This is a genomic window from Colwellia sp. 6_MG-2023 (genome assembly GCF_030547765.1).
GTDB lineage: Bacteria > Pseudomonadota > Gammaproteobacteria > Enterobacterales > Alteromonadaceae > Colwellia.
In genome coordinates, this window is sequence record NZ_JAUOPP010000026.1 from 1 (window position 1) to 23,288 (window position 23,288).

Annotated in this window: 28 protein-coding genes and 1 pseudogene; 25 read left to right on the forward strand and 4 right to left on the reverse strand. The window is 34.5% G+C overall.

The annotated features are described in order from the left end of the window. From Q4503_RS15270 to Q4503_RS15375, 22 genes and pseudogenes are all read left to right on the forward strand, one after another. Positions 1-186 (forward strand): annotated as a pseudogene (locus Q4503_RS15270) (transposase); the annotation flags it as partial. A 272-nt stretch (positions 187-458) separates the two neighbouring features. Beyond that, entirely contained in the window at positions 459-986 is a 528-nt protein-coding gene (locus Q4503_RS15275) for a DUF3750 domain-containing protein (protein WP_303602784.1), read from the forward strand. Positions 987-1,292: 306 nt separating this feature from the next. After that, complete coding sequence (locus tag Q4503_RS15280; RefSeq protein WP_303602785.1) at positions 1,293-2,624, forward strand: diguanylate cyclase; 1,332 nt, start codon at positions 1,293-1,295, stop codon at positions 2,622-2,624. A gap of 129 nt (positions 2,625-2,753) precedes the next feature. Next, on the forward strand, positions 2,754-3,467 hold the full coding sequence (locus tag Q4503_RS15285; protein WP_215971588.1) for an NYN domain-containing protein: 714 nt from the start codon (positions 2,754-2,756) through the stop codon (positions 3,465-3,467). Continuing rightward, on the forward strand, positions 3,468-4,277 hold the full coding sequence (locus tag Q4503_RS15290) for a nuclease-related domain-containing protein (RefSeq protein WP_303602786.1): 810 nt from the start codon (positions 3,468-3,470) through the stop codon (positions 4,275-4,277). A gap of 138 nt (positions 4,278-4,415) precedes the next feature. Next, complete coding sequence (locus Q4503_RS15295) at positions 4,416-4,910, forward strand: GNAT family N-acetyltransferase (protein WP_303602818.1); 495 nt, start codon at positions 4,416-4,418, stop codon at positions 4,908-4,910. Positions 4,911-4,979: 69 nt separating this feature from the next. Then, positions 4,980-5,396, forward strand: a complete 417-nt coding sequence (locus Q4503_RS15300; protein WP_215971586.1) for a GFA family protein — start codon at positions 4,980-4,982, stop codon at positions 5,394-5,396. A gap of 184 nt (positions 5,397-5,580) precedes the next feature. Continuing rightward, the gene (locus tag Q4503_RS15305; protein WP_215971585.1) at positions 5,581-5,787 is read left to right on the forward strand and encodes a ParD-like family protein; all 207 of its coding nucleotides are present in this window, start codon (positions 5,581-5,583) and stop codon (positions 5,785-5,787) included. Next, positions 5,780-6,556, forward strand: a complete 777-nt coding sequence (map, locus tag Q4503_RS15310) for a type I methionyl aminopeptidase (protein ID WP_215971584.1) — start codon at positions 5,780-5,782, stop codon at positions 6,554-6,556. Before Q4503_RS15305 ends, map begins: the two co-directional genes overlap by 8 nt. 105 nt (positions 6,557-6,661) lie before the next feature. Then, positions 6,662-6,982 (forward strand): hypothetical protein, encoded by a 321-nt coding sequence (locus Q4503_RS15315; protein WP_303602787.1) that lies wholly within the window; start codon positions 6,662-6,664, stop codon positions 6,980-6,982. 62 nt (positions 6,983-7,044) lie between these two features. Next, positions 7,045-7,737, forward strand: coding sequence for an aspartate/glutamate racemase family protein (locus Q4503_RS15320; RefSeq protein WP_215971582.1), 693 nt, complete (start codon positions 7,045-7,047; stop codon positions 7,735-7,737). A gap of 285 nt (positions 7,738-8,022) precedes the next feature. Then, entirely contained in the window at positions 8,023-8,337 is a 315-nt protein-coding gene (locus Q4503_RS15325; RefSeq protein WP_303602788.1) for a DUF4144 family protein, read from the forward strand. A gap of 112 nt (positions 8,338-8,449) precedes the next feature. Further along, entirely contained in the window at positions 8,450-9,025 is a 576-nt protein-coding gene (locus Q4503_RS15330; RefSeq protein WP_215971580.1) for a YdeI family protein, read from the forward strand. Positions 9,026-9,093: 68 nt separating this feature from the next. Then, positions 9,094-9,582 (forward strand): AAA family ATPase, encoded by a 489-nt coding sequence (locus Q4503_RS15335; protein ID WP_303602789.1) that lies wholly within the window; start codon positions 9,094-9,096, stop codon positions 9,580-9,582. A gap of 120 nt (positions 9,583-9,702) precedes the next feature. Continuing rightward, positions 9,703-10,104, forward strand: coding sequence for an NUDIX domain-containing protein (locus Q4503_RS15340; RefSeq protein ID WP_215971578.1), 402 nt, complete (start codon positions 9,703-9,705; stop codon positions 10,102-10,104). A 55-nt stretch (positions 10,105-10,159) separates the two neighbouring features. Beyond that, positions 10,160-10,672 (forward strand): cupin domain-containing protein, encoded by a 513-nt coding sequence (locus tag Q4503_RS15345; protein WP_303602790.1) that lies wholly within the window; start codon positions 10,160-10,162, stop codon positions 10,670-10,672. 292 nt (positions 10,673-10,964) lie between these two features. Then, positions 10,965-12,053, forward strand: a complete 1,089-nt coding sequence (locus Q4503_RS15350; protein WP_303602791.1) for a hypothetical protein — start codon at positions 10,965-10,967, stop codon at positions 12,051-12,053. 490 nt (positions 12,054-12,543) lie between these two features. Beyond that, positions 12,544-12,894, forward strand: a complete 351-nt coding sequence (locus Q4503_RS15355) for a hypothetical protein (protein WP_215971575.1) — start codon at positions 12,544-12,546, stop codon at positions 12,892-12,894. Positions 12,895-13,066: 172 nt separating this feature from the next. Beyond that, positions 13,067-14,218, forward strand: a complete 1,152-nt coding sequence (locus Q4503_RS15360; RefSeq protein ID WP_303602792.1) for an acyltransferase — start codon at positions 13,067-13,069, stop codon at positions 14,216-14,218. A 151-nt stretch (positions 14,219-14,369) separates the two neighbouring features. Then, complete coding sequence (locus tag Q4503_RS15365; protein WP_215971573.1) at positions 14,370-15,074, forward strand: sigma-70 family RNA polymerase sigma factor; 705 nt, start codon at positions 14,370-14,372, stop codon at positions 15,072-15,074. Further along, positions 15,046-15,327 (forward strand): zf-HC2 domain-containing protein, encoded by a 282-nt coding sequence (locus Q4503_RS15370; RefSeq protein ID WP_303602793.1) that lies wholly within the window; start codon positions 15,046-15,048, stop codon positions 15,325-15,327. Before Q4503_RS15365 ends, Q4503_RS15370 begins: the two co-directional genes overlap by 29 nt. A gap of 34 nt (positions 15,328-15,361) precedes the next feature. Then, positions 15,362-15,862 carry a DinB family protein gene (locus tag Q4503_RS15375; RefSeq protein ID WP_215971571.1) on the forward strand — a complete coding sequence of 167 codons (501 nt, stop codon included), beginning with the start codon at positions 15,362-15,364 and terminating at the stop codon, positions 15,860-15,862. A gap of 151 nt (positions 15,863-16,013) precedes the next feature. On the opposite strand, the gene Q4503_RS15380 is transcribed toward Q4503_RS15375, so the two are convergent. Together Q4503_RS15380 and Q4503_RS15385 are read right to left on the reverse strand one after the other, a co-directional pair. Continuing rightward, positions 16,014-17,786, reverse strand: coding sequence for a lysophospholipid acyltransferase family protein (locus Q4503_RS15380; protein WP_303602794.1), 1,773 nt, complete (start codon positions 17,784-17,786; stop codon positions 16,014-16,016). Positions 17,787-17,842: 56 nt separating this feature from the next. Then, positions 17,843-18,097, reverse strand: a complete 255-nt coding sequence (locus Q4503_RS15385; RefSeq protein ID WP_303602795.1) for a hypothetical protein — start codon at positions 18,095-18,097, stop codon at positions 17,843-17,845. Positions 18,098-18,465: 368 nt separating this feature from the next. On the opposite strand from Q4503_RS15385, the gene Q4503_RS15390 reads away from it, so the two are divergent. The 3 genes from Q4503_RS15390 to Q4503_RS15400 all read left to right on the forward strand — a co-directional run bounded on the left by Q4503_RS15390 (position 18,466) and on the right by Q4503_RS15400 (position 19,967). Then, positions 18,466-18,729 (forward strand): hypothetical protein, encoded by a 264-nt coding sequence (locus Q4503_RS15390; RefSeq protein ID WP_303602796.1) that lies wholly within the window; start codon positions 18,466-18,468, stop codon positions 18,727-18,729. 167 nt (positions 18,730-18,896) lie between these two features. Continuing rightward, entirely contained in the window at positions 18,897-19,367 is a 471-nt protein-coding gene (locus Q4503_RS15395) for a hypothetical protein (protein WP_303602797.1), read from the forward strand. Between the two features lie 240 nt (positions 19,368-19,607). After that, positions 19,608-19,967: a hypothetical protein gene (locus tag Q4503_RS15400; RefSeq protein WP_303602798.1), complete on the forward strand. Its 360-nt coding sequence runs from the start codon at positions 19,608-19,610 to the stop codon at positions 19,965-19,967. Positions 19,968-20,066: 99 nt separating this feature from the next. Here Q4503_RS15400 and arfA read toward each other — a convergent pair whose 3' ends face one another. Together arfA and Q4503_RS15410 are read right to left on the reverse strand one after the other, a co-directional pair. Beyond that, positions 20,067-20,267, reverse strand: a complete 201-nt coding sequence (gene arfA / locus Q4503_RS15405; protein ID WP_215971566.1) for a ribosome alternative rescue factor ArfA — start codon at positions 20,265-20,267, stop codon at positions 20,067-20,069. Between the two features lie 253 nt (positions 20,268-20,520). Then, positions 20,521-23,061, reverse strand: coding sequence for a TonB-dependent siderophore receptor (locus tag Q4503_RS15410; protein ID WP_303602799.1), 2,541 nt, complete (start codon positions 23,059-23,061; stop codon positions 20,521-20,523). Positions 23,062-23,288 lie beyond the last annotated feature (227 nt).

Sequence of the window (23,288 nt, forward strand, 5' to 3'; positions counted from 1 at the left end):
GCAACTCAACCTGCTTTACTTAACCGCTTGAACATCAGTCCTGATAATTGGCTAACGTTAACCAAAGACTTTAGACGGTTGTTTCATGGCGCGGTAGGTCACAGTGATGTATTAACAGATTATTGTGAGCATAAAGGATTAAAGCGACGAACCAATGTTAATTGTTGTGATAAACTTCTAGCGTAACCATTTAACCATAATAACCACCTACCTATATCACGGTTAAACTTTCGCACGTCTAAAAATAGGTATTTCTCTTATTTATTTGATAATTTCGTCAAATGATTCTTATCAGGGCTGATAAATAATTATTGCATTTATTTTGAATCGCTATTTCACCTATTTTATTTTAATATACTTTATTGCTTTATAAGCGAGTGTCCTCGTTAATTTACTCGTTAATTTAATTTTTTATCAAGGGTTTCAGTGAAATAGAATGTATAAGACAAGTAGGATATATGAGAACTTTGATTATTGCTTGCGTTGTATTGTTTATTAGTGCTTGTTCAAACACTGATTGGCGTACAGCGAGCCGAGAGCCTGCGGGTATTGCTACTCTTCCTAGTGAAGATAGCAGAGCTATTATTGAATTTTATGCTGCCGATGCGTATAGCTGGCGTGGTTGGTTTGCTGTTCACCCTTGGATTGCAATCAAAGAAGAGAAAGCAACTAAGTATAATGTTTATGAAGTTATAGGTTGGCAAGTAGAACGTGGCTTATCTGCTATAAGAGAATACGAAACGGAGACACCAGATAGATATTGGTTCGGATCCAAACCTCAATTATTGCTTTCGATTAAAGGGGAGAAGGCCGCTGAGCTTATTCCCCAAATTAAAGCAGCCATAGCGGCTTACCCTTGGGCAAATGAATATCGTGTTATTCCAGGCCCAAATAGTAATACCTTTGTCGCTTGGGTGGCGCTTCAAGTACCCGATCTTGAACTAGAATTACCGTTTAGTGCCATTGGCAGTGGTTATGCCGATTAATGAGTGTAATTAACAAAATTACAAAATCTACAAGGTAAGTCGCTCAAATTTTCAAATTTGAACAACACAGACTTCTCAACTAAGGTTAATAAATAACTTGTATGTAGCGACCCTTTACAATCCTATAAACTTTTTAAAGTTTGTTGATTGGATTACAAAGAGTAACTTGTTCAATTTGAAGTAAATTGGGATTATTTCCTAATGAAACTTTATATAATAGCCTTATTTAAGCTATACAATGTTCTACAGTTGTGATGTCTATTTCAAACCATCATAAAAACAATAACTAATAATAAGAAACAGACCATGAATGTTCTAAGTGCTTTTATACTTAACGTTGCTATATATTCAATTTTCCCTCTGTTATTAACCACTGTAAAACCTAAATCACGCACGATCTTATTTTATGTATATATCAGTACTGTATTAGTTTTAGGTGGCGTGCTCGGTAGTATTTATTCATTTAAGTTAAGCGAAAACATCGTTATTTCAGGCGGAACTATCGCTTTTGGTGCTTTCATGATGAGTATTACCATGCTGATAATAATTGAACGTAACGTCAGCGTTATCAATAATGTAATGAAGCTAGTTTTACTGGTGAATACGCTTACTTATCTTAGTTTTAAACTTTACAGTTTGTTGCTTGACTCAGATGTAGTTATTAATCATCTTAATATTTCGATAGATATATTTCAGACTTCTTTTTCAATGCTATTAATAGGTGGAGGATTAATAATTTTAGAGTTATTAATCTTACTGTTTTTGTTTATTCAAATTCGTAAAGTTATCTTTAACATTTCTTTTCTTGCCTTTATTTATACTGCTGCATTTATCGTTATTTTATGTATTGATGGTTTGCTATTTCCTCTGATTGCGATTGGTTTGGATGAAAACCTAAGCAATATCATCATGGATAATATAACCGGTAAATTGATACTAGCTTTAAGCTATAGTTTTCCTATGTTGATTTTTTATTGGGTATTTAAACGACATTTAGTGCGATTTCTAAAATCCCCCATACAGCTTAAAGATTTGATGACCGCACCAAGAAAAAAATTACTTGAAGAACTTCATCGTTACGAAATGCAGGATCAACAATTACGCCAAAAGAATTTAGAATTATTAGAATTGTCTAATCAGGATTCACTGACATCATTAGCCAATAGAAGAAAATTTGATGACGCCTTAAATATTGAATGGAAGCGGTGTGAACGTAGTAAAAAACCTCTAACATTGGTGATTGGTGATTTAGACTTTTTCAAGCAATATAACGATCAGTATGGTCACCAAAAAGGTGATCATTGTCTTAGAGCGATAGCAGTTCTGTGGGGAAAGTGTTTTAGCCGTCCTGCAGACTTGGCTGCTCGAATAGGTGGTGAAGAATTTGCCATGATATTACCCGAAACGCTGGCAGCTCAATGTGTTGATGAATTAAATCTGTTTATGCAAAGATTACAATCGGAAAAAATTCCCCATATAAAATCTATGGTGTCAGATTATGTCACCATGAGTATTGGAGTGGCTAGTGCTATCCCCAATAAAGATAGCTCTGCGAATGAGTTATTAGATTTAGCTGATAAGAATCTTTATCAAGCTAAACAGCAGGGAAAAAATCGTATTATTAGTACAAATAACTAAAAATTAATAAAAAATTAATAAGGACAGTCAATTAAATATTTAGCTCTTATGTTCAAATAGTGAAATGAGTTGAAATTTTATGAGGGTATGGCATAAATAGATTATATAGCACTTGAAAGGAATCAAATTTTGAAGGACAAGGAAAAAATCGCATTATTTATTGATGCTGATAATGCGCCTGCTGCAAAGATTGATGTTATTTTGTCTGAACTTGCACGTTATGGTGTTGTTAACATTCGTAAGGCTTATGGAAACTGGAAAAGTCACTGTATTAAACCTTGGGAAGATGTTCTTCATGAATATGCCATTCAACCTATTCAACAATTTGATCTAACCAAAGGTAAAAATGCCACCGACATTGCACTCGTCATTGATGCGATGGATATTCTTTACACTAAAGATGTAGATTCAATTTGTCTCGTTTCTTCTGATTGTGATTTTACACCACTCGTCACTCGTGCATTAGCCGATGGTAAATTTGTTATTGGGTTTGGCGAAAGAAAAGCTCCAAGTGCTTTTGTTAATAGTTGTTCTAAATTTCTTTATTTAGATGAAATGAAGCAAGAGGAAAAGCCGGTAAGTAAAAGTGAACCAAGTATTAAGTGTGATACTAAATTAATAAATATGCTTCGCCAAGCGGTTGAAGCGTCTGAAGATGATGCAGGTTGGGCACAACTAGGGCCTATTGGAAAACACATATCAAATCATGCTTCCTTCGATCAACGTAATTATGGTTTCAAAAAATTGAGTGATTTGTTTGCTGCAATCGATTTATTTGAAATGAAGCGTACGAATGGCTCTGTTACTTGGGTAAGGGACATACGTAAACATAAGTTAGTCTAGATGGATTTATCAATTTTTATCAATATGATGTTAAGTGCTGCTTGGTATTTAATACCAAGCCTCATAATTATTTCTATCATAAAATCTTCTTGGTTCAAAGGTTTACTTGGTGAGTGGCAAGTTAACTTACTGATTAAGCTATTCTTAGACAAAAATACGTATCACCTTATTAAAAACGTAACATTACCAACATTTATTAATAATATAGAACAGGGAACAACTCAGATAGATCACATTATTGTATCCCAATATGGTATTTTTGTGGTTGAAACCAAAAATATGAAAGGATGGATATTTGGAGGTGAAAACCAAAAGCAATGGACGCAACAAATCTATCGGCACAAATCAAAATTTCAGAATCCACTTCACCAAAACTATAAACACGTTAAAACATTAGAATCTTGCTTATTTACTGATAACAATAGTGGAAACACTCCTATATTCTCAGTTATCATCTTTATTGGTGATAGTACCTTTAAATCGAAAATGCCTGACAATGTAAGGTTTGCACGCGGTGGTATCAGATATATTAAAAGTAAAACTGACATTGTTTTCAATACAGAAGAAACACAAAGTATTATCGAACAGATTGAAAGTGGCAGGTTAGAGTATAGTTTTAAAACTAACCGACAACATGTTAAACATGTCAAAGAAATTATCCAAGCTAAGACTCATAGCAAACTTTGCTCAAAATGTGGTGCTGAAATGGTTTTACGTAAGGCGACTAAAGGTAAGCACTTAGGTAATGAATTTTGGGGATGTAGTATGTTTCCAAAGTGTAGGAATATTATCCAAGCAAGGCGTTACTAAGGCTTTTATGTAATAAGTTAAATTAGTATATGGAAGATATTAGCTGTATTTTTTGTCAACATATTAGTAAAGAATTTTCAGTTTTTTATTGTTATGGTATGTGCAAATTGTAAATTTGCGTAGGAATCGATTTTGGAAATGAAAATTAGACGGTTAGCAAGCTCAGATAACAACGATTTATTTGAAATATATAATTTCCCATCACTTTTAGAGAATACTTCTCAGCTGCCTTTTCTTAATGCAGAGATAGTGGAAAATTTATTTAATAGTCCAGATAATTATACTTTAGTTGTCGAGAGTCAATCTCGGGTTGTTGGGCATATAACTATTTTCTTGAAAAATAAAATTCGAGAAAAGCATGGGGCAAGTATAGCTATAGCTGTTCATCCTGATTCTCATGGTAAAGGCGTTGGTAAAATGCTAATGCTTGAGGCTATAAATCAAGCTGATAATTGGTTGAACTTAGTGCGCTTAGAGTTAGAAGTACACGCTGATAATTTAGCTGCGATATCACTTTATAAACATGTTGGGTTTGAAATAGAAGGCACTAAAAAATTAAGTGCCTTTAAATCAGGCAAATATTTAGACGTACATATGATGTCAAGAATACGACCAGATTATCTGGCAAAGTGATAAATAATTTAAATATAAACAATGCAAATAAAATACTCAGCTTTATCTATTTATTAAGGTGTTACCAATATGTCTAATGCAAAAACAAATTGTCTTTGTGGTGCTGTCACAATCACTGTGAAAGAGGTTGATCCTAAGTTTACAGTTTGCCACTGCCAATCATGTAGAACTTGGGGGGGAGGGCCATTCTTTGCGGTTAAATGCGGAACTAACGTAAAAATTGAAGGTGAAGATAAAATTAAAATGTATGAGTCATCATCTTGGGCATCGCGAGGTTTTTGTAATGAATGTGGCACTCATCTGTTTTATAAATTTAAAGCTACAGGTGAATATAATATGCCGGTAGGGATGTTTCATAACTTAAAAGGGTTAGAAATGGATATGCAATATTTTAGTGATATGCGACCTAACTATTATTGCTTTTCAAATGCAACCAAAGAGATGACTACCGATGAGATCATGGCTTATTTTTCAGCTGAAATATAATTAAATTTATAATAAAAATATTAAATTAAAGTGCTAAATTAAAATGATAGTTGGCTGTGAAAAATGTTAATGCTCATATTAGGGTTAGTAATCACTTTTCAGTTAGTGAAGAGTAAATTTACTACGTTGACATTTTATTTTTATGAATATATGATTTATATATAATTCATATATGGAACGCATAATGGGAATCGTAAAAATATCAGACGAATTGCATGAAGAAATTAGAAAGTCGAGCAATGTCATGTCTAGGTCTATCAATTCACAAGCAGAATTCTGGATAAAACTAGGTATGCTAGCTGAGTTAAACCCAACACTTACTTATCACGAAATCATTAAAAAGCAATTATTGAAAGAAAAACTTACTATTGCGGAGCTTTTACATGAATAAATCAATGTTAAAAACTGATGCAGAAATTGAGTTTATGAGAGAGTCAGGTAGACTTTTAGTTCAAGTATTTAAAATGCTTGATGATTTTATCTGTGAAGGGATAACAACATTAGAGATTGACGCTAAAGTCGAAAGTTATATTGTTAATGTATTACATGCTCGCCCTGCGAGTAAAGGGCAGTATGGTTATCAATATTCACTTAACTCATCGGTAAATGATGTTGTCTGTCATGGTGTACCTAATAATATCTCTCAATTAAAAAGCAAAGATATTGTAAATATTGATATTACCTTAGAGAAAAATGGTTATATCAGTGATTCAAGCAAAATGTATGTACTTAGCACCGCTAGTCCTGAAGCTAAACGTTTAGTTAAAACAACGTATGAAGCTATGTGGAAAGGTATTCAAGTAGTAAAACCAAAAGCAACATTGGGTGATGTTGGTCATGCCATACAAAAACATGCCGAAGCTTCTGGTTATAGTGTCGTTCGAGAATATTGCGGACATGGAATCGGTAAAGAAATGCACGAAGATCCTCAAGTACTTCACTATGGGAAACCACATACAGGCTTAGTGCTTGAAGCGGGAATGACATTTACTATAGAGCCAATGATTAATCAGGGTTCGCAAAAAATAAAAATTAAAAATGATGGCTGGACCGTAGTGACTAAAGATAAGAAACTATCTGCACAATGGGAACATACTATTTTAGTGACAGAGACTGGTTTTGAAGTATTAACGCTTCGAGATGAAGAAAAAGCGGCTTAACAAATTATGTAAAATGTATTAAGCGTTAGCTCTTGCTTAGTCGTTGTTTATTATAACTAATTATCCTTGCTATTTTATGGAGTATATAGCCAATATGGAGCACAAATGATTATCCAAGTTTTTAGACCAAAGCAGCTCGCAGATATGGCGCGAGACTATAAGTTATTTGCAGATGGTGTAGAGGTAGCAACAATTACAAGAGGGTCTATACAATCGATTGAAATTCCCGATGATACTAAAAACCTTCAGGCAAGAATTGATTGGTGTTCAAGTCAAACTTTTCCAGTTCACGCTATAACTGAAAATGGCATTGTTATTAAAAATTCCTTTGCGAGTAATATAATAACATTGCTTTTATTACCCTTGTATTACATTACTTTCGGTAAAGGTAAGTATTTAAAAATTGAATCTGACATGTCACGTTAATGTTTAGCTTAGCGAAAAACGGTATAGACTCGTTATATTGTTAACGTATTTTGAGAGGTAGTATGAAAACAATTGGTCTTTTAGGTGGTATGAGCTGGGAAAGCTCAGTTGGATATTATCGAAAGATTAATGAAGGCATTAAAGCAGCTTTAGGAGGCCTGCATTCTGCAAGAATTGCCATGTATAGTGTTGATTTTGATACCATTGAGAAGTTACAACACACTGGTGATTGGGATGGTACTGCAAAAATACTCTCTCAAGCTGCCATTAATGTTCAACGTGCTGGAGCTGATTGTTTACTTATTTGTACAAATACCATGCATAAAGTTGCTCCTCAAATAGAAGAAGCGATTAATATCCCTTTATTACATATAGCTGATGCTACTGCTGAAGTTTTGGTTAAAAGAGGAATTAAAACGGTTGGCCTATTAGGCACGGCTTTTACTATGGAGCAAGATTTCTACAAAGGGCGTCTACGAAATAATTATGGTTTAACGGTGCTAGTTCCTGATGAAACAGATAGAAAAATTATTCATCATGTTATTTATAAAGAGCTTTGCCTTGGAAATACCATTCCATCTTCTAAAGATGAATACCTCAGAATTATTAATTCTTTAGCTAATCAAGGCGCCGAGGCGGTAATTCTTGGATGTACTGAAATTGGCATGCTAATTGATCAAAGCGATACAAATGTTACCTTGCTAGATACCACCGCTATTCATGCACAAAAAGCAGTTAAATGGGCAATTGAATAGTAAGTAACCTGAGCTCGGCTTAATATATTCTTCTCTAATCGCTACTTTTACTAGCAATAGACTAGCTATTGACGCGAAATTTTCCTTGAAGAAAGAAAAACTATCAAGCTAGAGTATAAGTTAAATTTTATTAATAATTATTTCAATGGATTAAAAACATCTTAAACCGAGTTCAGGTTAAGTAGATAATAAAATTCAACATCGTGATAGCCGATTTTATCAGCTTTTACATTTTAATCACTAATTTAGCCTGTTTGGGCTGTAAAATACATTAAGGTAATTGTTATGATTTCGTGGCCATGTATGTTGAAACTTGATGGTGATGATGAACTTATTTACTTAGATTCATTTCAAAAATTTAACTTAGAGTGTAGTGGACTTATTTTTACTGACGATGATTATGTAATCGATGCATCAGGTAACTGCTATCTGATTAAGTCTATTTCAGGGATGCTTGATTTAATTGCCAACGACATTAGGCTGTCAATAGACGAAGTTGTAAAATTAGTACGTGCGCATGAATTTAATAAGGTTTCTGTTTGTCTTACGAAAATTAATTTTTTAACCGTTTCTGAAGCGATACATTCATTAAATTATTAACTTCATAAACTTGTTTTTTAAACAAACAGCCGCTAGTGATGTTGCTATTTATTATTACAACGAGTTACGTTAGTCACTACATAAGGCGAGACCCAAAAGAGGTTATTACGAAATGCCAGAGCCTGATCCGCTAAAAATAAAAATATTCCCAACACCAAAAGATTTAAGCCAATGGCTAAAGGCTAATCACGCGTCTGAAAGTGAGCTTTGGGTTAAAATATACAAGAAAAATACGGGTATTGCGAGTGTCACTTGGAATGATATCGTGATCGAGGCGCTTTGCTGGGGATGGATTGATGGTGTTAAAAAATCAATTGATGCGCAAGCTTATCTGCAACGTATTACGCCAAGAACTGTACGAAGTAACTGGTCTAAGAGGAATACCGAGCATGCTGAACGTTTGATACGTGAAAACTTAATGATGGAGCCTGGTCTTGTGCATATTCGCGCGGCAAAAGCGGATGGTCGTTGGGAAAATGCTTATGTTGTCAGTGAAATAGAAGTTCCCACCGATTTTTTAGTTGCACTAGAGAGTAAGCCAAGCGCAAAAACTTTTTTTGAAAAACTAACTAAATCAAGTCGCTATGTTATAGCTCATGGTTTAATAAGTGCGAAAAAAGCCGAAACTAGATCAAGGCGTTTTACAAAATTTATTAACATGTTAATTAATGAAGAGAAGCCCAAATAAATTAAATGTAATATTGCAAACAAAACAGAGTAAATCATTTAACAGTGTTTAGGCGCTAAGGAATAATATTGAGTAAAGTTGTTATTTTTGGTAATTCAGGATCGGGGAAATCAACGCTCGCAAAACAGTTAGCGTTACACGACGATCTTGCTCATTTAGATTTAGACACTATTGCTTGGAAACCGATTACTCCACCAGAGCGATTGCCTATTGCCGAGTCTAGTATATTGCTGAATAACTTTTTATTAACCCACAATAACTGGGTAGTTGAAGGTTGTTATGCCGATTTATTAGCAGTTGTCATTGAGCAAGCAGACGAAATTATTTTTCTAAACTTACCTGTTTCTGCTTGCATAAAAAATGCTAAAGCTCGCCCTTGGGAACCACATAAATATGAAAGTAAGGCTGCTCAAGATGCTAATTTGGCAATGTTAGTGAATTGGATTTCACAATACGCTGATCGAACCGATACCTTTTCGAAAGTTGCACATGAAAAGTTATATCACGACTTTAAAGGTAAGAAACGAATGCATTTGTCGAATGAGCCAGAAGTCTAACAAATTATTGCAAAGCACAAATAATTTACAATTTCATTCTGAAATGTCGTAATTATATTGCTTTAAAGTCAAATCAAATAGTTAAGATGGTTAGCGTAATTAAGATTAATAGGAATACTTGTGAAAAAAGAAATTGATAAGCTTGCTTGGTTACACATTCAAGACGGCAAACTACTAAGTGCTCGCTCAAAAGATAAACTGCTGTTTTATATTCCAGGTGGTAAACGAGAAGCAGGGGAGTCTGATGAGCAAGCACTGATACGGGAAGTTAAAGAAGAAATATCGGTAGATTTAATGCCAGATTCGATTCAATATGCAAAAACTTTTAAAGCACATGCCGATGGTAAAAATACCGATACTGTTGTGAAACTAACGTGTTATTTTGCCGACTTTTACGGGGAACTTGCTCCAGCTGCTGAAATAGAAGAAATTGATTTTCTTGACTATCAGGATAAACATCTTTGTTCACTTGGATCTATTAAAGTGATGGATTGGCTCAAGAGCCAAGGTTTATTAAATTAATTTTATACCGTGATTGAATACTAGCTAAAACACCACTAAAGGTAATTAAACGATTATGAATAATGCCGTCCCGAACTTAACTAAAGAGCAAGTAATTGAACAGTTATTATTAGAACATCATTTTGAAGGAGGGTATTTTCGTCAGACATTTAAGGCCAATCATAGAGATAAAGTCTGTACTGTGCGTGGTGAAAGAACAACGATGTCGGCAATATTTTATATGTTGACTGAAGATAATCATATTGATCACTTTCATACCAAGTATTCGGATGGTATTGAGTTTTATCATATGGGAGCGCCAATTACTTATCATATGATTTACCCTGATGGGCGTTATAAAAAAGTGGTGGTTGGCCCAGATATAGTCAATGGTCAGCAATTACAACTTGCCGTTCCTGGTGGCACTTATAAAGCTGCCGAGTTAACTTCTGGTTCATATGGTTTAGTAAGCGAAGCTGTAGCACCAGGTTGGGAGCAAGAAGATATGATAGAAGTAAGTCGAGAAGAATTACTCAGTAAATTTCCTCAACATAAAGTTGTGATTGAGCGTTTAGCGAATAAAATGTAGCGAAGCAGTAGTGTAGGTTTAAATAATACATCGTATTAGCATTGTTTTTTTATATTTGTAATGAGTAGCAACGTCGAGTCATAGCCAATATCATTGATTCTTCGTTTTATCCTTATTATTGCGATAAGTTATACACTTATACTGCTAAAACGTCGTTTTTATGACTGTTTATGCTCACTATTATCTGTGCCATATGTTCGTTGATGAACTGATAATAAATATAATTTAATGCTTATCAAAATCAGGGATTTATGTGAAAATGTTATTAACTCATTCATATTAAGGAAAAAAAATGATTTTTAATCGTAATATTATTGCACTAGCTGTAGCAAGTGTTTTGGCTTCATGTGCTGCGCCGCCGGTTGATAACACACCAAAAAATCCTACTTCTGTGATTACAGCAAAATTTAGTATTAATGGTTTATATCTACCAGATCACGCGGGCAAACAAACCGTATATACACGAGAAGATATGCGAGCAATACACCAAAAAGCTGAATTTGACAGCTTTTATATGGGATGGGCTAATTACGATACTACCAATATTTTCCGCATGACTGAAAATTTACTTTGGGAAGTTGATAATGATAGAGAAACTTATCGAGAATGTAAGTTAAGTGGCTGTACTGATCTTTTTGAAAATTTTATGGCGAAAACCCAAGCGTCTTCAGAAGAGGAAGAAGAATATGAAACTTATGAAGAACGTGGTTGTGCTGTAACATTAGATAAAAATGATTTTACTGTTGTTGCAACAAACAGTACGCGTCAAATAGGCGGTTTGCCCGCTCAAGAATATACGGCTACTTGGGTCACAGAGTTTAAAGATTCTGCAGGTAAAGTTGATCTTAACCTATTACAATTTGTATTTTGGACGACAACCCCGACAGCAGAAATGACCCATGCTTGGAAAGTGCATGAAAAAGCGACTGATAATTACCTTGATACTGTTGGTGATAATAATGCTTTAGTACGGTTACTAGGTAAAGATGGTTATAAAGCTATTAGCGCATTTAGTGGTGATGTAGAAAAAACAGACAAGATGCAGTTTAATAGCATAACTCAAAAGTTATCAACCATTGAAGGTTATCCGCTATCTGTCAAAATGGAGTGGTTTCAAAAAAGTGAAGCGTGCCCTGTAGCAAAGAAAAAACGTGCAGACAAACCACTGGATTTCTCTCAAGGCCTAGGCAACGCTGCAAGCAGCTTTTTGGGTAATATTATAAAAGATGAAGCGGATAAAATTGTTGATGGTGTTGTTGATGAATGGAAAAAAGATGCCCGTGTTCGATATATTTATGAAGTAACATCAGTCTCTGAAAAACAAATTCATGATAGTCAATTTAATATTCCACATGGCTATACCATTGACGATAGACAATAATTAGCACTAAAGGTTTACTATAAACGGTAAACTTTGAGCTAAGCACTTAACATTGAATAAATTTAATAGCATTGCCATTTTTAAAACGATAAAAGTAGCAATGCTTTTTTTAGCTATTTTTTTAGGCTAATTGTAGTCAATGACTTTTCATCTTCAACAAGAAGTTAAGTATAAAGTCAAGCAGGGAATAATGAATTATTTACGTTGGATACGAAAGGTATATCCTGAATTAAAAGATACATCAGATCAAATTATTAACTCATATATTGAAGAAGCTAAGACTAGTACCGAATTTTTTAGGACATTTATTTATGTCTTAGGTATTTTGTTCTTTGTTATTCCATTTAACTTATATCTTTATATTTCTGATATTCACTCATTTGATAGGGTTTTGTATTGGTTGTTAGTTATTGCTTCAACTTTATTGTGAACAAAAGATAATTAAAAGACGTATTAAAAAAATAGTGATTAATCGTACTAAGGAGCTTGAATGAATTTTATGAAAATGTCGGATCAAGAAATATTAGCGATAGCGACTCCTATTATGGATAACTTGATGCAAGCATCGACAGATATTAATCATGCAAAACATGTTCAAGACTTTACTGATAGAGCGAAAGCAATTGTTACCAAAGAGCACCTAGCTTGGGTATGTGAAAAATATCAATCTGAAAAAGGTACCTGGGGAAAGCGAGAGCTTATTGCTGTGCTTAAACGTCCTGATTCAGCAGCTATTATCTGGAAACAGTTTTGCTCTAAAGTTGAAGGCGAGTATGTGGCTGAAATAGTATTAACGCACCAAAATGGTCGGTTTTTAGTTGACCATGCTATGGTGTTTTAATAACTAGCAGATAGTTAACTAAAAAGTGTTACTGATTCTTTTGATTCACTCGAAAATTTAGCCAATTATTGTTTATGTTTAACTTGCGTCATTAATGATGTTGTTGTTTTCATCAATAATTACTAGACCAAATACTATACCCGTTAACACGCTTTAAGTTGAAAGGTTCACAATGACATTTAACAACACCGTAAGGTTATCAGAATTAGATTGGTTACGAGTTATACTGATTTTTGCCGTATTCCTTCATCATGTATGTATGCCTTTTAATGGTGATAATTGGCACATTATGAATAATGACTCAAGCAAAGTACTTGATGATGTAATGGTTTATTTTGAGCAATTTAGATTACCGATCTTATTTTTTATTTCTGGTGTAGGTAGTGTAATTTTATTATCAAAAATAAGTGCTAAAGCGTTTGCCTTAAACAAGATAACAAGGCTTTTTATCCCTTTGCTAGTAGGGGTAATATTAGTGGTACCTCCACAGACTTACATTGAAAATATTACAGAGCTGCAATCCTACTGGCAGGAATTTCCTAAACTTGTGCTTAAATTTGAATCTAACCACCTTTGGTTTATCGAATATCTCATTGTTTTTGCTTTGCTTGCTATTCCCATTAATAAACTTTTAAGCACTAAATTTGGGGCGCTAATTATCAATAATGTCGTAAAACTGAGTACATATAAAGCCGGTTTGTTTTTACTTGTTTGTTTACTTATTGGGATAAAAATATACTTTTCTTTAACTTTTACCAGCGACGATAATAAAATTGAAAATTTATCATCGTCCATCTATTACTTCTTCTTTTTTATCGCGGGTATGGTCTTCATTCAAAGCAAAGATGTTTGGCAAGCGATAGGCGAACAGCGACTTTATAACTTAATGATATTACTGATCGCTACCATTATTTTTTATGCGTATTACTATTCACCCGATCTTAGTGAGTATTTATCCTTAGATGCACGTTGGTCTATTTGGTGGTTAGTTTGTTGTTTATTGGCATGGTCGGCACTGTTAACTATTTTAGGTTATGGACAGTTTTATTTATGCAAAACCCATCAATGGTTACACCTTAGCAATGAATTAATTTATCCTTTTTACATCTTTCATCAAACAGTTATCGTGGTTGTTGGTTATTATGTCATTGGGTTGGAAGCACCAATAGTGGTTAAAATCATACTGCTATTCGTTTTATCATTTATTATTACCAGTGCAATTTGTCTCTTTATCATTAAACCATTTAATTCATTACGCTTTCTATTTGGCCTCAAACCCAAGAAGAGCTTGCCGCTATTAGCAGAAAATAGCCCGCTCCAATAAGGTTAAACAAGTTAAACCTAAGTTAAAATCGTCTTTTTAATGAACATTTATTTGTGTTTTTTATTAATTTTCATCTATATGAAATAAAACTCTGCTTTAATCGTTCTATTTAAATAACTATTTATACGCTCACTAATTTAAAGGTTATACATTGTTGAAAGTACACACCTCTGCGATTGTTGAGCAAGCGAAAGAAAATGAACTTATTGATAAGTTAATTAACAACGACGATTTTGCTTATGAAATCTTGGTACGACAGTACAGCGAAAGAATGTATGCTGTTGCTTGCCGTTTTTTTACTTCAGATGACGATGCACAAGAAACGTTGCAAAAAGCTTTTATTCAAGTATTCAAAAATATTGCTGCTTTTAAAAAAGATTCAAGCTTAATAACTTGGTTGCACCGTATTACAGTCAATGAAGCATTAATGTTGATAAGACAGAGAAAAAGACAAAACACTTTATCCTTAGAAAGCTTTACTCAGTATTACAATAAATACGGTGAGCGTACTGTTTTTAGTGCTAATTCTGTGCAAGGGCAAGAACAAGGGGTAATGGGAGGAATAGGGCATAATGTTGAGCAGTTATTTGAACAAAATGAACTAAAACTGTCGCTTAATGAACTTATTTACCAACTTCCTGATAAATATTGTAACGTTATCTTGCTTCGAGACATCCAAGAAGTAAGTACGAAAGAAACTGCGAATATATTAGGTATATCTGAAGCATCAGTAAAAACGCAACTTCATAGAGCAAGGCTGCTGTTGAAGGCTATTTTAGCGGAAAAAGACAAAGGCAACTTTGAAGATAATTGGAAGGTGAATTGGCATGTTAACGATCAGACGGTTAATGTCTAAATATGTTCCAGGTATGCTCACTTGCAAAGAAATTGACAGTTTTTTATATGATTTTCATGAAAATCAATTATCCTATATAGAGTGCTTAAAATTTAAACTGCATCTAAGTATGTGTAAAGAGTGTAAAAATTATGTCCGTAAATACGAAAATATCATTCGTATTTCTCAAGCTGAGTTTACTAATGCCGAGCCAGCTAAAAAAGTACCTGAAGAACTTATTAAAGCGATATTAAAAAGTCGAACGAAAAAATAGTATTAGTTAATTTAAACATTGGAAATAAAGAAAAATGATAAAAAGCCAGTTAGAAATTATTGAACAAGCTCAGTCATACCTCAATCAAGTATCCCAAGAGGATTACACCGCTATCATATCTCCTAACTTTATCAGTTCAGCTGGCTCCCATATTCGACATATCATTGATCATTACCTTGCTCTGATGTCAGGTTTACATAACAACGAAATTGATTATGATAAGAGAGGACGTGGTAGTTCTGTCGAACTACATCCAACACTTGCAATCGATAAGTTAAATGAAATATCTGATTGGATTAAAAGCCTTAGTGAAAGGCAATTAAACACGTTGTTGCCACTCAAAACTGAAGTATCGATGACCAGTAAAAATGTACAAACAGTACAAACCTCAATCGCCCGAGAATTAGTGTTTGTTGGTAGTCATGCTGTTCATCATTACGCTATGATTGCTCAAATATCATTTGCCCAAACAAAAGCGCTGCCTCAAACATTTGGTTTAGCTCCTGCCACGGTAAGTTATATGAGAGCAAGATAAACTTTCGTTATTTGTGCAATGTGGTGATAAGGATAATGCTAACCGCTAAACTTTTTTTGAAAGAATAGGGCGTACTGAACTTTGTTTAAATCCACTATTTTGGTAAAACTAAGTTCATGATCACTCACTAAACTGCATTCATATATTCAAATTAATCAACGTCGCTATATTGTACGTACTCATCTTTACCGTCACCAAGATAAATCTTTAATAGTTTGTCAGGTGATCGAGGAAAGTCAACACTAAGCAGTAAGCCGGGGGTTTGATTGAAGTTTAAATCAATGCCCGTACAATGAAATTTAGCGCCAAGTTTATGGTACTTTTTCAATAATATAGGAATATCTTTACCGTCTTCTTCAATCGCTTTAACTAGCGACGATAGTTGCGAAATACCCACCGATTCCTGATTCGCAAAATCTTTTACTTCCGGATGAAGCTTGCCAACAAACGCGGCTTTAGGCTGAACGCCATGAGTGCCTCTTACCATAATATCATTAATTAAAGCGACTGAACGTGGGTCATATAATTTACTTAACGATACCGTGCCATATAACGTTCTATAACGCGGGTTCTGACAAACAAATGCGCCAATACCTTTCCACAATAATAATAAGCCATATAAGCTATTTTGATACGCTTCTATAATAAAAGAGCGCCCCATCTCTAAACAAGGTTGCTGCTGATTAATAAACTCAGGTTGAAAATCAAACATTTGTGAAAGGTAGAGCTGTGAAATATCCCCGTCTTTTTGTAAAAGATCTGTTTGACCAACGCGGTAAGCACCTATAATTTCTTCATTGTTATTTTCAAAAACAAATAAGTGCATATAAGTAGCATCAAATTTATCGGTATCACAAGACTCACCACTGCCTTCGTTTAGTGTCCGAAACGTAATTTCTCGTAAACGCGTAATTTCTTGAACACAAGTGGGTAATTGATGTTGATAACCGTAGTAGACAGAATATGATTTAAAATCTAACAAGTGTTGCTTAGCCGGTAAGCGAGATAATTCCGCTTTTATTAATTCACTGTCAGCCTGAGGAATAACGTCTTTAAAAGATCCTTGTTCATCGTCTTCAGGCCACTGGCTGAGATAATCTTCGTCATTTAAATAACACTGTAATCGTATAAAATCATTCATTTTTTCAATACTACCAAGTTTTTTTAGCTGCTTAGGCTCAATTAAGTTTTTTGTTGTTAGGGTTATGCGGTGTTGCTGTAATTTAAGCATTTCACGAATTAGCATTAATAAACGAAAACGATAATAAATGCGTCCCATGCGGTGGAATAAAGCGCTATTAGTACCTGAAATAAAAACAGGTAAAATAGGGCTATTAGTTTTATTCGCAATTTTAACCGCAAGTCGGTTCCAATCACCGTCCGTTATTATTTTTTTATCCGAGTTAAAAAAAGACACGCGACCTGCAGGAAATATAACTAATAATCCATCTTGATTAATATGACTAAAACACTGTTTTATCGCAGAAGTATTAATGGGTGCTTTAGGTACTAACGGATTAGCAAAGATAAAATAGTCTTTAATTTCTTTAAATATTTGTAAACCAACATTGGCCATTATTTTGGTGTCAGCACGAAAGGCAGTGAGTAAATGGGCAATAATAACACCCTCAATCATACCGTAAGGATGATTACATACCACAATACATCGACCTGTCTTTGGGATTTTAGCGATTATATCTTCGCCACCCAACACCTGAACGCCTAACAATTTCAATAACTTTTCAGAGAATGCTTGTTTATCTAAACCGGGTAAATCAGAGGATTCGTAAATACTACGTAAGCGTCTAATACCTAACAATTTATCAAGCAAGGGAGCAAATAACTTAAGCACTGACCCAGCGAAGGAATTAGGTGCCATTGATGCTATTCGTAAGTCTGAACGTGTTTTATCTGTATCTGTCATAACGGGGTATAATGGGTAACGTAATTAAATTTTATAAGTGGTTAATAGTATATAAACTATGTTCGTCTTGACGTACCGAAGAATAACATAATAAAAAGGTCTTTTAAGTTTGCCTTTAGTAACCAATAGCTTAAGCTGTTTTGAAAATTATTAACATCGCTATTTACCGCTTTTGTAACTTTTTTTATCGAAGCATCATGTTGACGTTGATCATTTCTTTGTTTCATTGCCATTTGATGACGTCGTTCTTGAGCAATATTAGCCCGCTCAGCAAAAAGGCTTCTAGGCTCAGTACTTAAATTCGATAACACACTATCCGAACTACCGGCTTTACCTTTTACGCTTGTTTTTGGTCTTGGCGTACTTCATATATATCACCTCTATTATTACAATTCTAGTGCCACTCTAGGTATATAAATCGTACCTAATCGAGTGGTTTTAATTATCTATCATATTCTTTAGATGCCCTCATTTTCAAAAAAGTTACAAGGTTATTGGCACTTTTAAAATTTATCACATACTTTAAGTACTTTTTACTATGTGGGTTGTTTATTTATACAGAGCCTAGTATTTTGATCATATTAAGGGAAATACGACAGTTGTCCGCTTTCATGATATAAATACAGAAAAGTATGCAAATCACACAATATAAAATTGCTATGAGCTAAAGGAGAAAGCTGTGAATCTAGATGAATCTATGAGGCAAGCAGTAAAAACAAGTAAAATTCATTCATCACTAATTGGTGGAGTATGGTTTTGGGGAGTTGTTTATTGGTATTTTAACGATACAAATATTATTTATACCATTTTAGTTTGTATTACTTTCCACTTATTATTAAATTTAAGTAGTATTTTAGCCGTTGGTAATATTTATAAATATTTTTCTTTAGTTGAGCAGTCTTTAATAAATCAAAAGCTAAATACTTTATTGTCTAAAAAGTAAAATAGCTCAAAGCTGTTCATTGCAAAAGACAATGCAGCTTACTATTGTTAATAAATTTCTTTAACCAAACTCTATTAATCTCTAAATGAGACATTAGGCAGAATAATATTAAATATTTAATTGAAAAAAAACCACATAATACTCTTCTAAACCTAGCTTTATACAATTTGGATAACATAAAAGTAAAAGAAGAAAACCTTAATGCGGAAGGTATTAATTTAGATTGCTTAAATGCAATTATTGCCTTAGCTTTCTCTGTAGAAGCCTTTATTAATTTTATTGGAGATGGGTATATTGAAGGTTGGAATGAGAGGGATAAATACCATAAGAAATTGAAGGCCATTTGCGATAAAGCAGATCTTAAATTCGATGAGTCTGTAGAACCATTGTCCACTCTAAAAAAATTGAAATTTCTTCGAGATAATATTGCTCACGGAAAACCAATTCGAGAAGAAGTTGAATTTGAAATTGGTACGGCAGATGAGTTAAATAAAAAAATGGAACAATCGTGGGATAAAAACTGTAATCCTGTATTTGTTAAAGGGGCTTATAATTTTGTACTTAAGTTTGAAAACGATATTTTAACTGCAATGGGTATTGATTCTGGACTAACCAGCACATCAGCAATAAGTTTATGAAAAATTGCAAGCAAGTACATCAACAAGAGTGATTATAAAGCCGTGTTAGATATATAAGGAAATAATATGATTAATGAATTGAAAAGCGGGTAGAACTCGATGCCAAAAAAACAGAAAACAGGCTTAATCGTACTAGCATCATTTGTTGGCTTGGTTTTTATTATGGCTTTTGGCGTTGTTATAGGCTCATTTATAGGTAAAGCGCTCTAAAATTTTCAGTAATAGTTTTAGGTATTAGTAATGAATGATGATGACGTCGTACTAAGTTTTCTTAATGAAATTTGTTGTACATTTCCTGAGATAAAACTATTGATGGATGATCAAGAGGAATGTATGACTACATCAAAAATGGAAGCCTTTGCTGATGCTACCTGTATCGCATTTGCTAACGGGAATATTGAATTAGCACAAAGATATTTATCTTATATGGAACAAAAGTTAATTGATGTTCATCCTAAAGAATTCGAATTTATTGATGTGTATTATGTTGAACACTTATTTTGGCAGGCGAGTAGGGTAACGAAAGAAATTGGTTGGCCACTTATTCCTCCCAAATTAAAAGCGTTATATCTAAATTTTCATGGCACAATAGCTACATAAGCCAATTAAAGTCAAAGGCATATTTTAATGAAGGATTATTGTTGGTTTATTCTGAACTTGTTTACTGGCTTTGAAAAAGCCCTATTTGATCACAGCTATTTAAGCGGCGATTAAATAGGACTCTTGTCCTGAATGTTTACTGTTACGCTTAAATGAACCTTTGCCTTTCTTCGCTTTTACTACTTGTGGTCTAAATAATTTAGACGTTACCATCGCTGCTAGTGCATTGTGTTTGATAACACCTCTGCCAGTATCTACGGTTGAATTAACCGTGTTTTTTGCTTTAGATTTTTTAGTCATGTCAGTCCTATATGTTACTTATACGTTGTTAAGAGATTAAAATAATTTTAATAATTTACTGCTTCAAATCAGCTTACTATTAAGATGGCGATTGTATGCTCAATTTACAAGCATGCAAGTATTATTATTGTAATTTAGTTTGTTTTAGCAAAATAAATATTGTCACTAAAGGACAAAAAAATAGCATAAAAAAACGCAGTAATTAACTGCGTTTTTCAGAGAGCCTTATTGACTTAATGAGTGATGTTAGCCATTAAAAACTAAAGCTTAATTTAGCATAATACGTTCTGCCGTCAAAGCCGTAAGGCAATGCACGTACAGGGTATTTAAAAGCACCATTGGTGATAAAGTTAAGTACTTCGTCGTCACCTAATTCGTCTGGTGTTTCGTCAAATAGATTATCAGCACCTACAGAAAGTGACAACATTTCGTTAATTTTGTAGCTAACATTTAAGTCAACTAGCACAGCAGATTCTACGATACTGGTTGGTTTAAACGATCCTGTTGGTGAAAGCTCACCAGGTAATGAAATATGGTCATTACCGAAATATTTAACATCAGTTTCACCAAAATAATTAAAGCGTAGTGTTGCTATGTAGGCGTCACGTCCGTAATCGAAGGTTAGTGTTGCACGCTCGCCCGGTTGCCCGTCAGTTAAGAAGCTACGTTGTAGGTCATCTAAGGCAACAGTTTCAGGAATACCTTCAGAAGCATTCACATTATCAATGGTTGTATCGTTGATATTACCTGCAAATGTTACTGCTACGTTGGCACCATCAAGCTCGGTACGATATGACGCAATAATATCAACACCTTGTGTTGTTGAATCTACTGAATTTGAGAAGTAGTTAGCTTGTACAGCACCTGTTGCTTGAAGCGCAGCTACAGCATCAGCACTAAAAGCAACATCATCAGCAGATAGTAAACTACCTAAGTTGATACGGTCTTTAATCTCTACACGGTAAAAATCTACGGTTAATGATAATTCGCTACTTACATCATAAACAAAACCAGCACTTAAGTTTTTAGATGTTTCAAGCTCTAAACTATCAACGCCTAATGCACTTGGGAATGCTGAGCCTGTTGTTGCTGTGAATGATTGCGTTAATGTTCCGTCTGAGCCTAAGTTCGTTGTGAACGCTGTGTAGCCACTTTGTTGAAGAGAGGGGGCTCTAAAGCCAGTTGATACCGCTGCACGTACCGCAAAATCATCGTTAAATTCATAACGAGTGGCTAACTTACCAATGATGTCATCACCCGCATCAGAGAAATCTTCATAACGAAGTGCACCGCTAACGTTCCAAGCATCGTTAATCATAGTTTCAACGTTTGCATAGAATGCGTAACTGTTACGGTCACTGTCGTTCGTTGCCTCTGGACGCAAGCCGTTATAAGCCTGAAAACCACATTCAGCGAATTGCTCAGGGTCGTTAACCGAAGGATATGAGGTATCCATATTGGCTAAACCACACGCATAAGAGGCTTCTTCACCTGCAACGATTTCGTAGTTTTCTTTACGATATTCAGCGCCTACTGATACATAAAGCGGTTCACTACGACCAATATCCACGATACCGTTAATATCAAGATTAACCGTTGTTTGATCGAATCTGAAACCACCAGAATAACCGCCAGATGGACCTGAATTCGCGGCAATTTCAGTATCGCTGGCTTCTGGGTTATTAAATAAATACTCGGCAGCGTAAGAGGCATTTAACGTATTACGAGAAGAAAAATCATATTGGTTCTCGCCATATACTGCTGAAACATCGTAAGTCCAGTCAGGGTTAATATCACCTTTTAAACCTACCGCAATCGAGGTATCTTCTGCTTCATTATAAATGCGTGGTAAAAAACCATCGCTGTATACTTGTGTTACGTTTTTAGATGCTTCGTTAAAGTTACGGTAAAAACCATTACCTAACGCGGTACGCTCAGAGTAGCCACCAAATGAATATAGCTCGTTATCGCCAAAAGGAATTGCCATATTATAAAAGAATGAAGTGAATTCGCTCGCTGAATTACCTTGGCCCCAACGTACTTCGTCAGATAAAGTTCCAGGCTCTACGTCAAGCGAACCACCAGTATCGCGCTCAGCACGATTAGTACCATCAGCATCACGGTATTCAAGTGATAAGTTAATAAATCCGCCATTATCGCCCAGCTCAAAACCACGGTTTAAACCGGTAGAAAGGGTATCTCCATCGCCTTCACTTGTACCGCCATATTGAACATAACCAGTGGTAACGCCAGTGGAGTTATTAAGTGATAAGTTAATAACTCCCGCGATAGCGTCTGAGCCATATTGTGCTGCAGCGCCATCTCGTAATACTTCAACACCTTTTAATGCAGTCAGTGGAATGGCGTTCATATCAGTACCAGCAGCACCTGCGCCAACTGTACCATTAAGCCCAAAAATAGACTGGTTATGACGACGTTTGCCGTTAATTAAGACTAAGGTTTGATCAGGTTGTAAGCCTCGCAATGTTGCTGGTCTGAATAAATCAGAGCCATCTGAAACTTGTGTACGAGAAAAGTTAAATGATGGTGCTGTTGCTTGTAAACTTTGTCCAAGTTCAGTAAAACCGCCTTTGTTTAAATCATCTGCGTCAATTAAATCGATAGGAGAAGAAGATTCTGTAGAAGTACGGTTAGATACGCGTGAACCTAATACAGAAATGCGTTCAAGGTTTTCAGCACTAAGCGCTTGTGACTCTTGTGCATTTACAATACTTGGTGCACTAATAGCTAATGTTATCGCTAGTGCTAATGTGTTTATACGGTAATTTTGCATAATCATGCCCCTATTGTTTTTTTATTATATTTTTATAATTGTGTTAGTTACACTGTGTTGGCGCTATCCTAGCAATATATGAGTATAAAAAGAAACGAAAAACTGTAATTATTTATTCAAAATATGTGAATAACTTTCTATGTATTGAAATTTAACCTAGTGTTGCCTTTAATTTAACCAGTAAAGTGTGCGAAATAAATAATCGCCTTTGAAGCATTTGTAGAAAA

Excerpts from the sequence above, each read along its gene's own strand:
- Q4503_RS15275 (WP_303602784.1), top strand. The coding sequence starts at position 459 with ATGAGAACTTTGATTATTGCTTGCGTTGTATTGTTTATTAGTGCTTGT.
- Q4503_RS15280 (WP_303602785.1), top strand. The coding sequence starts at position 1,293 with ATGAATGTTCTAAGTGCTTTTATACTTAACGTTGCTATATATTCAATT.
- Q4503_RS15290 (WP_303602786.1), top strand. The coding sequence starts at position 3,468 with ATGGATTTATCAATTTTTATCAATATGATGTTAAGTGCTGCTTGGTAT.
- Q4503_RS15295 (WP_303602818.1), top strand. The coding sequence starts at position 4,416 with ATGAAAATTAGACGGTTAGCAAGCTCAGATAACAACGATTTATTTGAA.
- Q4503_RS15300 (WP_215971586.1), top strand. The coding sequence starts at position 4,980 with ATGTCTAATGCAAAAACAAATTGTCTTTGTGGTGCTGTCACAATCACT.
- Q4503_RS15305 (WP_215971585.1), top strand. The coding sequence starts at position 5,581 with ATGGGAATCGTAAAAATATCAGACGAATTGCATGAAGAAATTAGAAAG.
- map (WP_215971584.1), top strand. The coding sequence starts at position 5,780 with ATGAATAAATCAATGTTAAAAACTGATGCAGAAATTGAGTTTATGAGA.
- Q4503_RS15315 (WP_303602787.1), top strand. The coding sequence starts at position 6,662 with ATGATTATCCAAGTTTTTAGACCAAAGCAGCTCGCAGATATGGCGCGA.
- Q4503_RS15320 (WP_215971582.1), top strand. The coding sequence starts at position 7,045 with ATGAAAACAATTGGTCTTTTAGGTGGTATGAGCTGGGAAAGCTCAGTT.
- Q4503_RS15325 (WP_303602788.1), top strand. The coding sequence starts at position 8,023 with ATGATTTCGTGGCCATGTATGTTGAAACTTGATGGTGATGATGAACTT.
- Q4503_RS15330 (WP_215971580.1), top strand. The coding sequence starts at position 8,450 with ATGCCAGAGCCTGATCCGCTAAAAATAAAAATATTCCCAACACCAAAA.
- Q4503_RS15345 (WP_303602790.1), top strand. The coding sequence starts at position 10,160 with ATGAATAATGCCGTCCCGAACTTAACTAAAGAGCAAGTAATTGAACAG.
- Q4503_RS15350 (WP_303602791.1), top strand. The coding sequence starts at position 10,965 with ATGATTTTTAATCGTAATATTATTGCACTAGCTGTAGCAAGTGTTTTG.
- Q4503_RS15355 (WP_215971575.1), top strand. The coding sequence starts at position 12,544 with ATGAATTTTATGAAAATGTCGGATCAAGAAATATTAGCGATAGCGACT.
- Q4503_RS15360 (WP_303602792.1), top strand. The coding sequence starts at position 13,067 with ATGACATTTAACAACACCGTAAGGTTATCAGAATTAGATTGGTTACGA.
- Q4503_RS15370 (WP_303602793.1), top strand. The coding sequence starts at position 15,046 with ATGTTAACGATCAGACGGTTAATGTCTAAATATGTTCCAGGTATGCTC.
- Q4503_RS15375 (WP_215971571.1), top strand. The coding sequence starts at position 15,362 with ATGATAAAAAGCCAGTTAGAAATTATTGAACAAGCTCAGTCATACCTC.
- Q4503_RS15380 (WP_303602794.1), bottom strand. The coding sequence starts at position 17,786 with ATGACAGATACAGATAAAACACGTTCAGACTTACGAATAGCATCAATG.
- Q4503_RS15400 (WP_303602798.1), top strand. The coding sequence starts at position 19,608 with ATGAATGATGATGACGTCGTACTAAGTTTTCTTAATGAAATTTGTTGT.
- arfA (WP_215971566.1), bottom strand. The coding sequence starts at position 20,267 with ATGACTAAAAAATCTAAAGCAAAAAACACGGTTAATTCAACCGTAGAT.
- Q4503_RS15410 (WP_303602799.1), bottom strand. The coding sequence starts at position 23,061 with ATGCAAAATTACCGTATAAACACATTAGCACTAGCGATAACATTAGCT.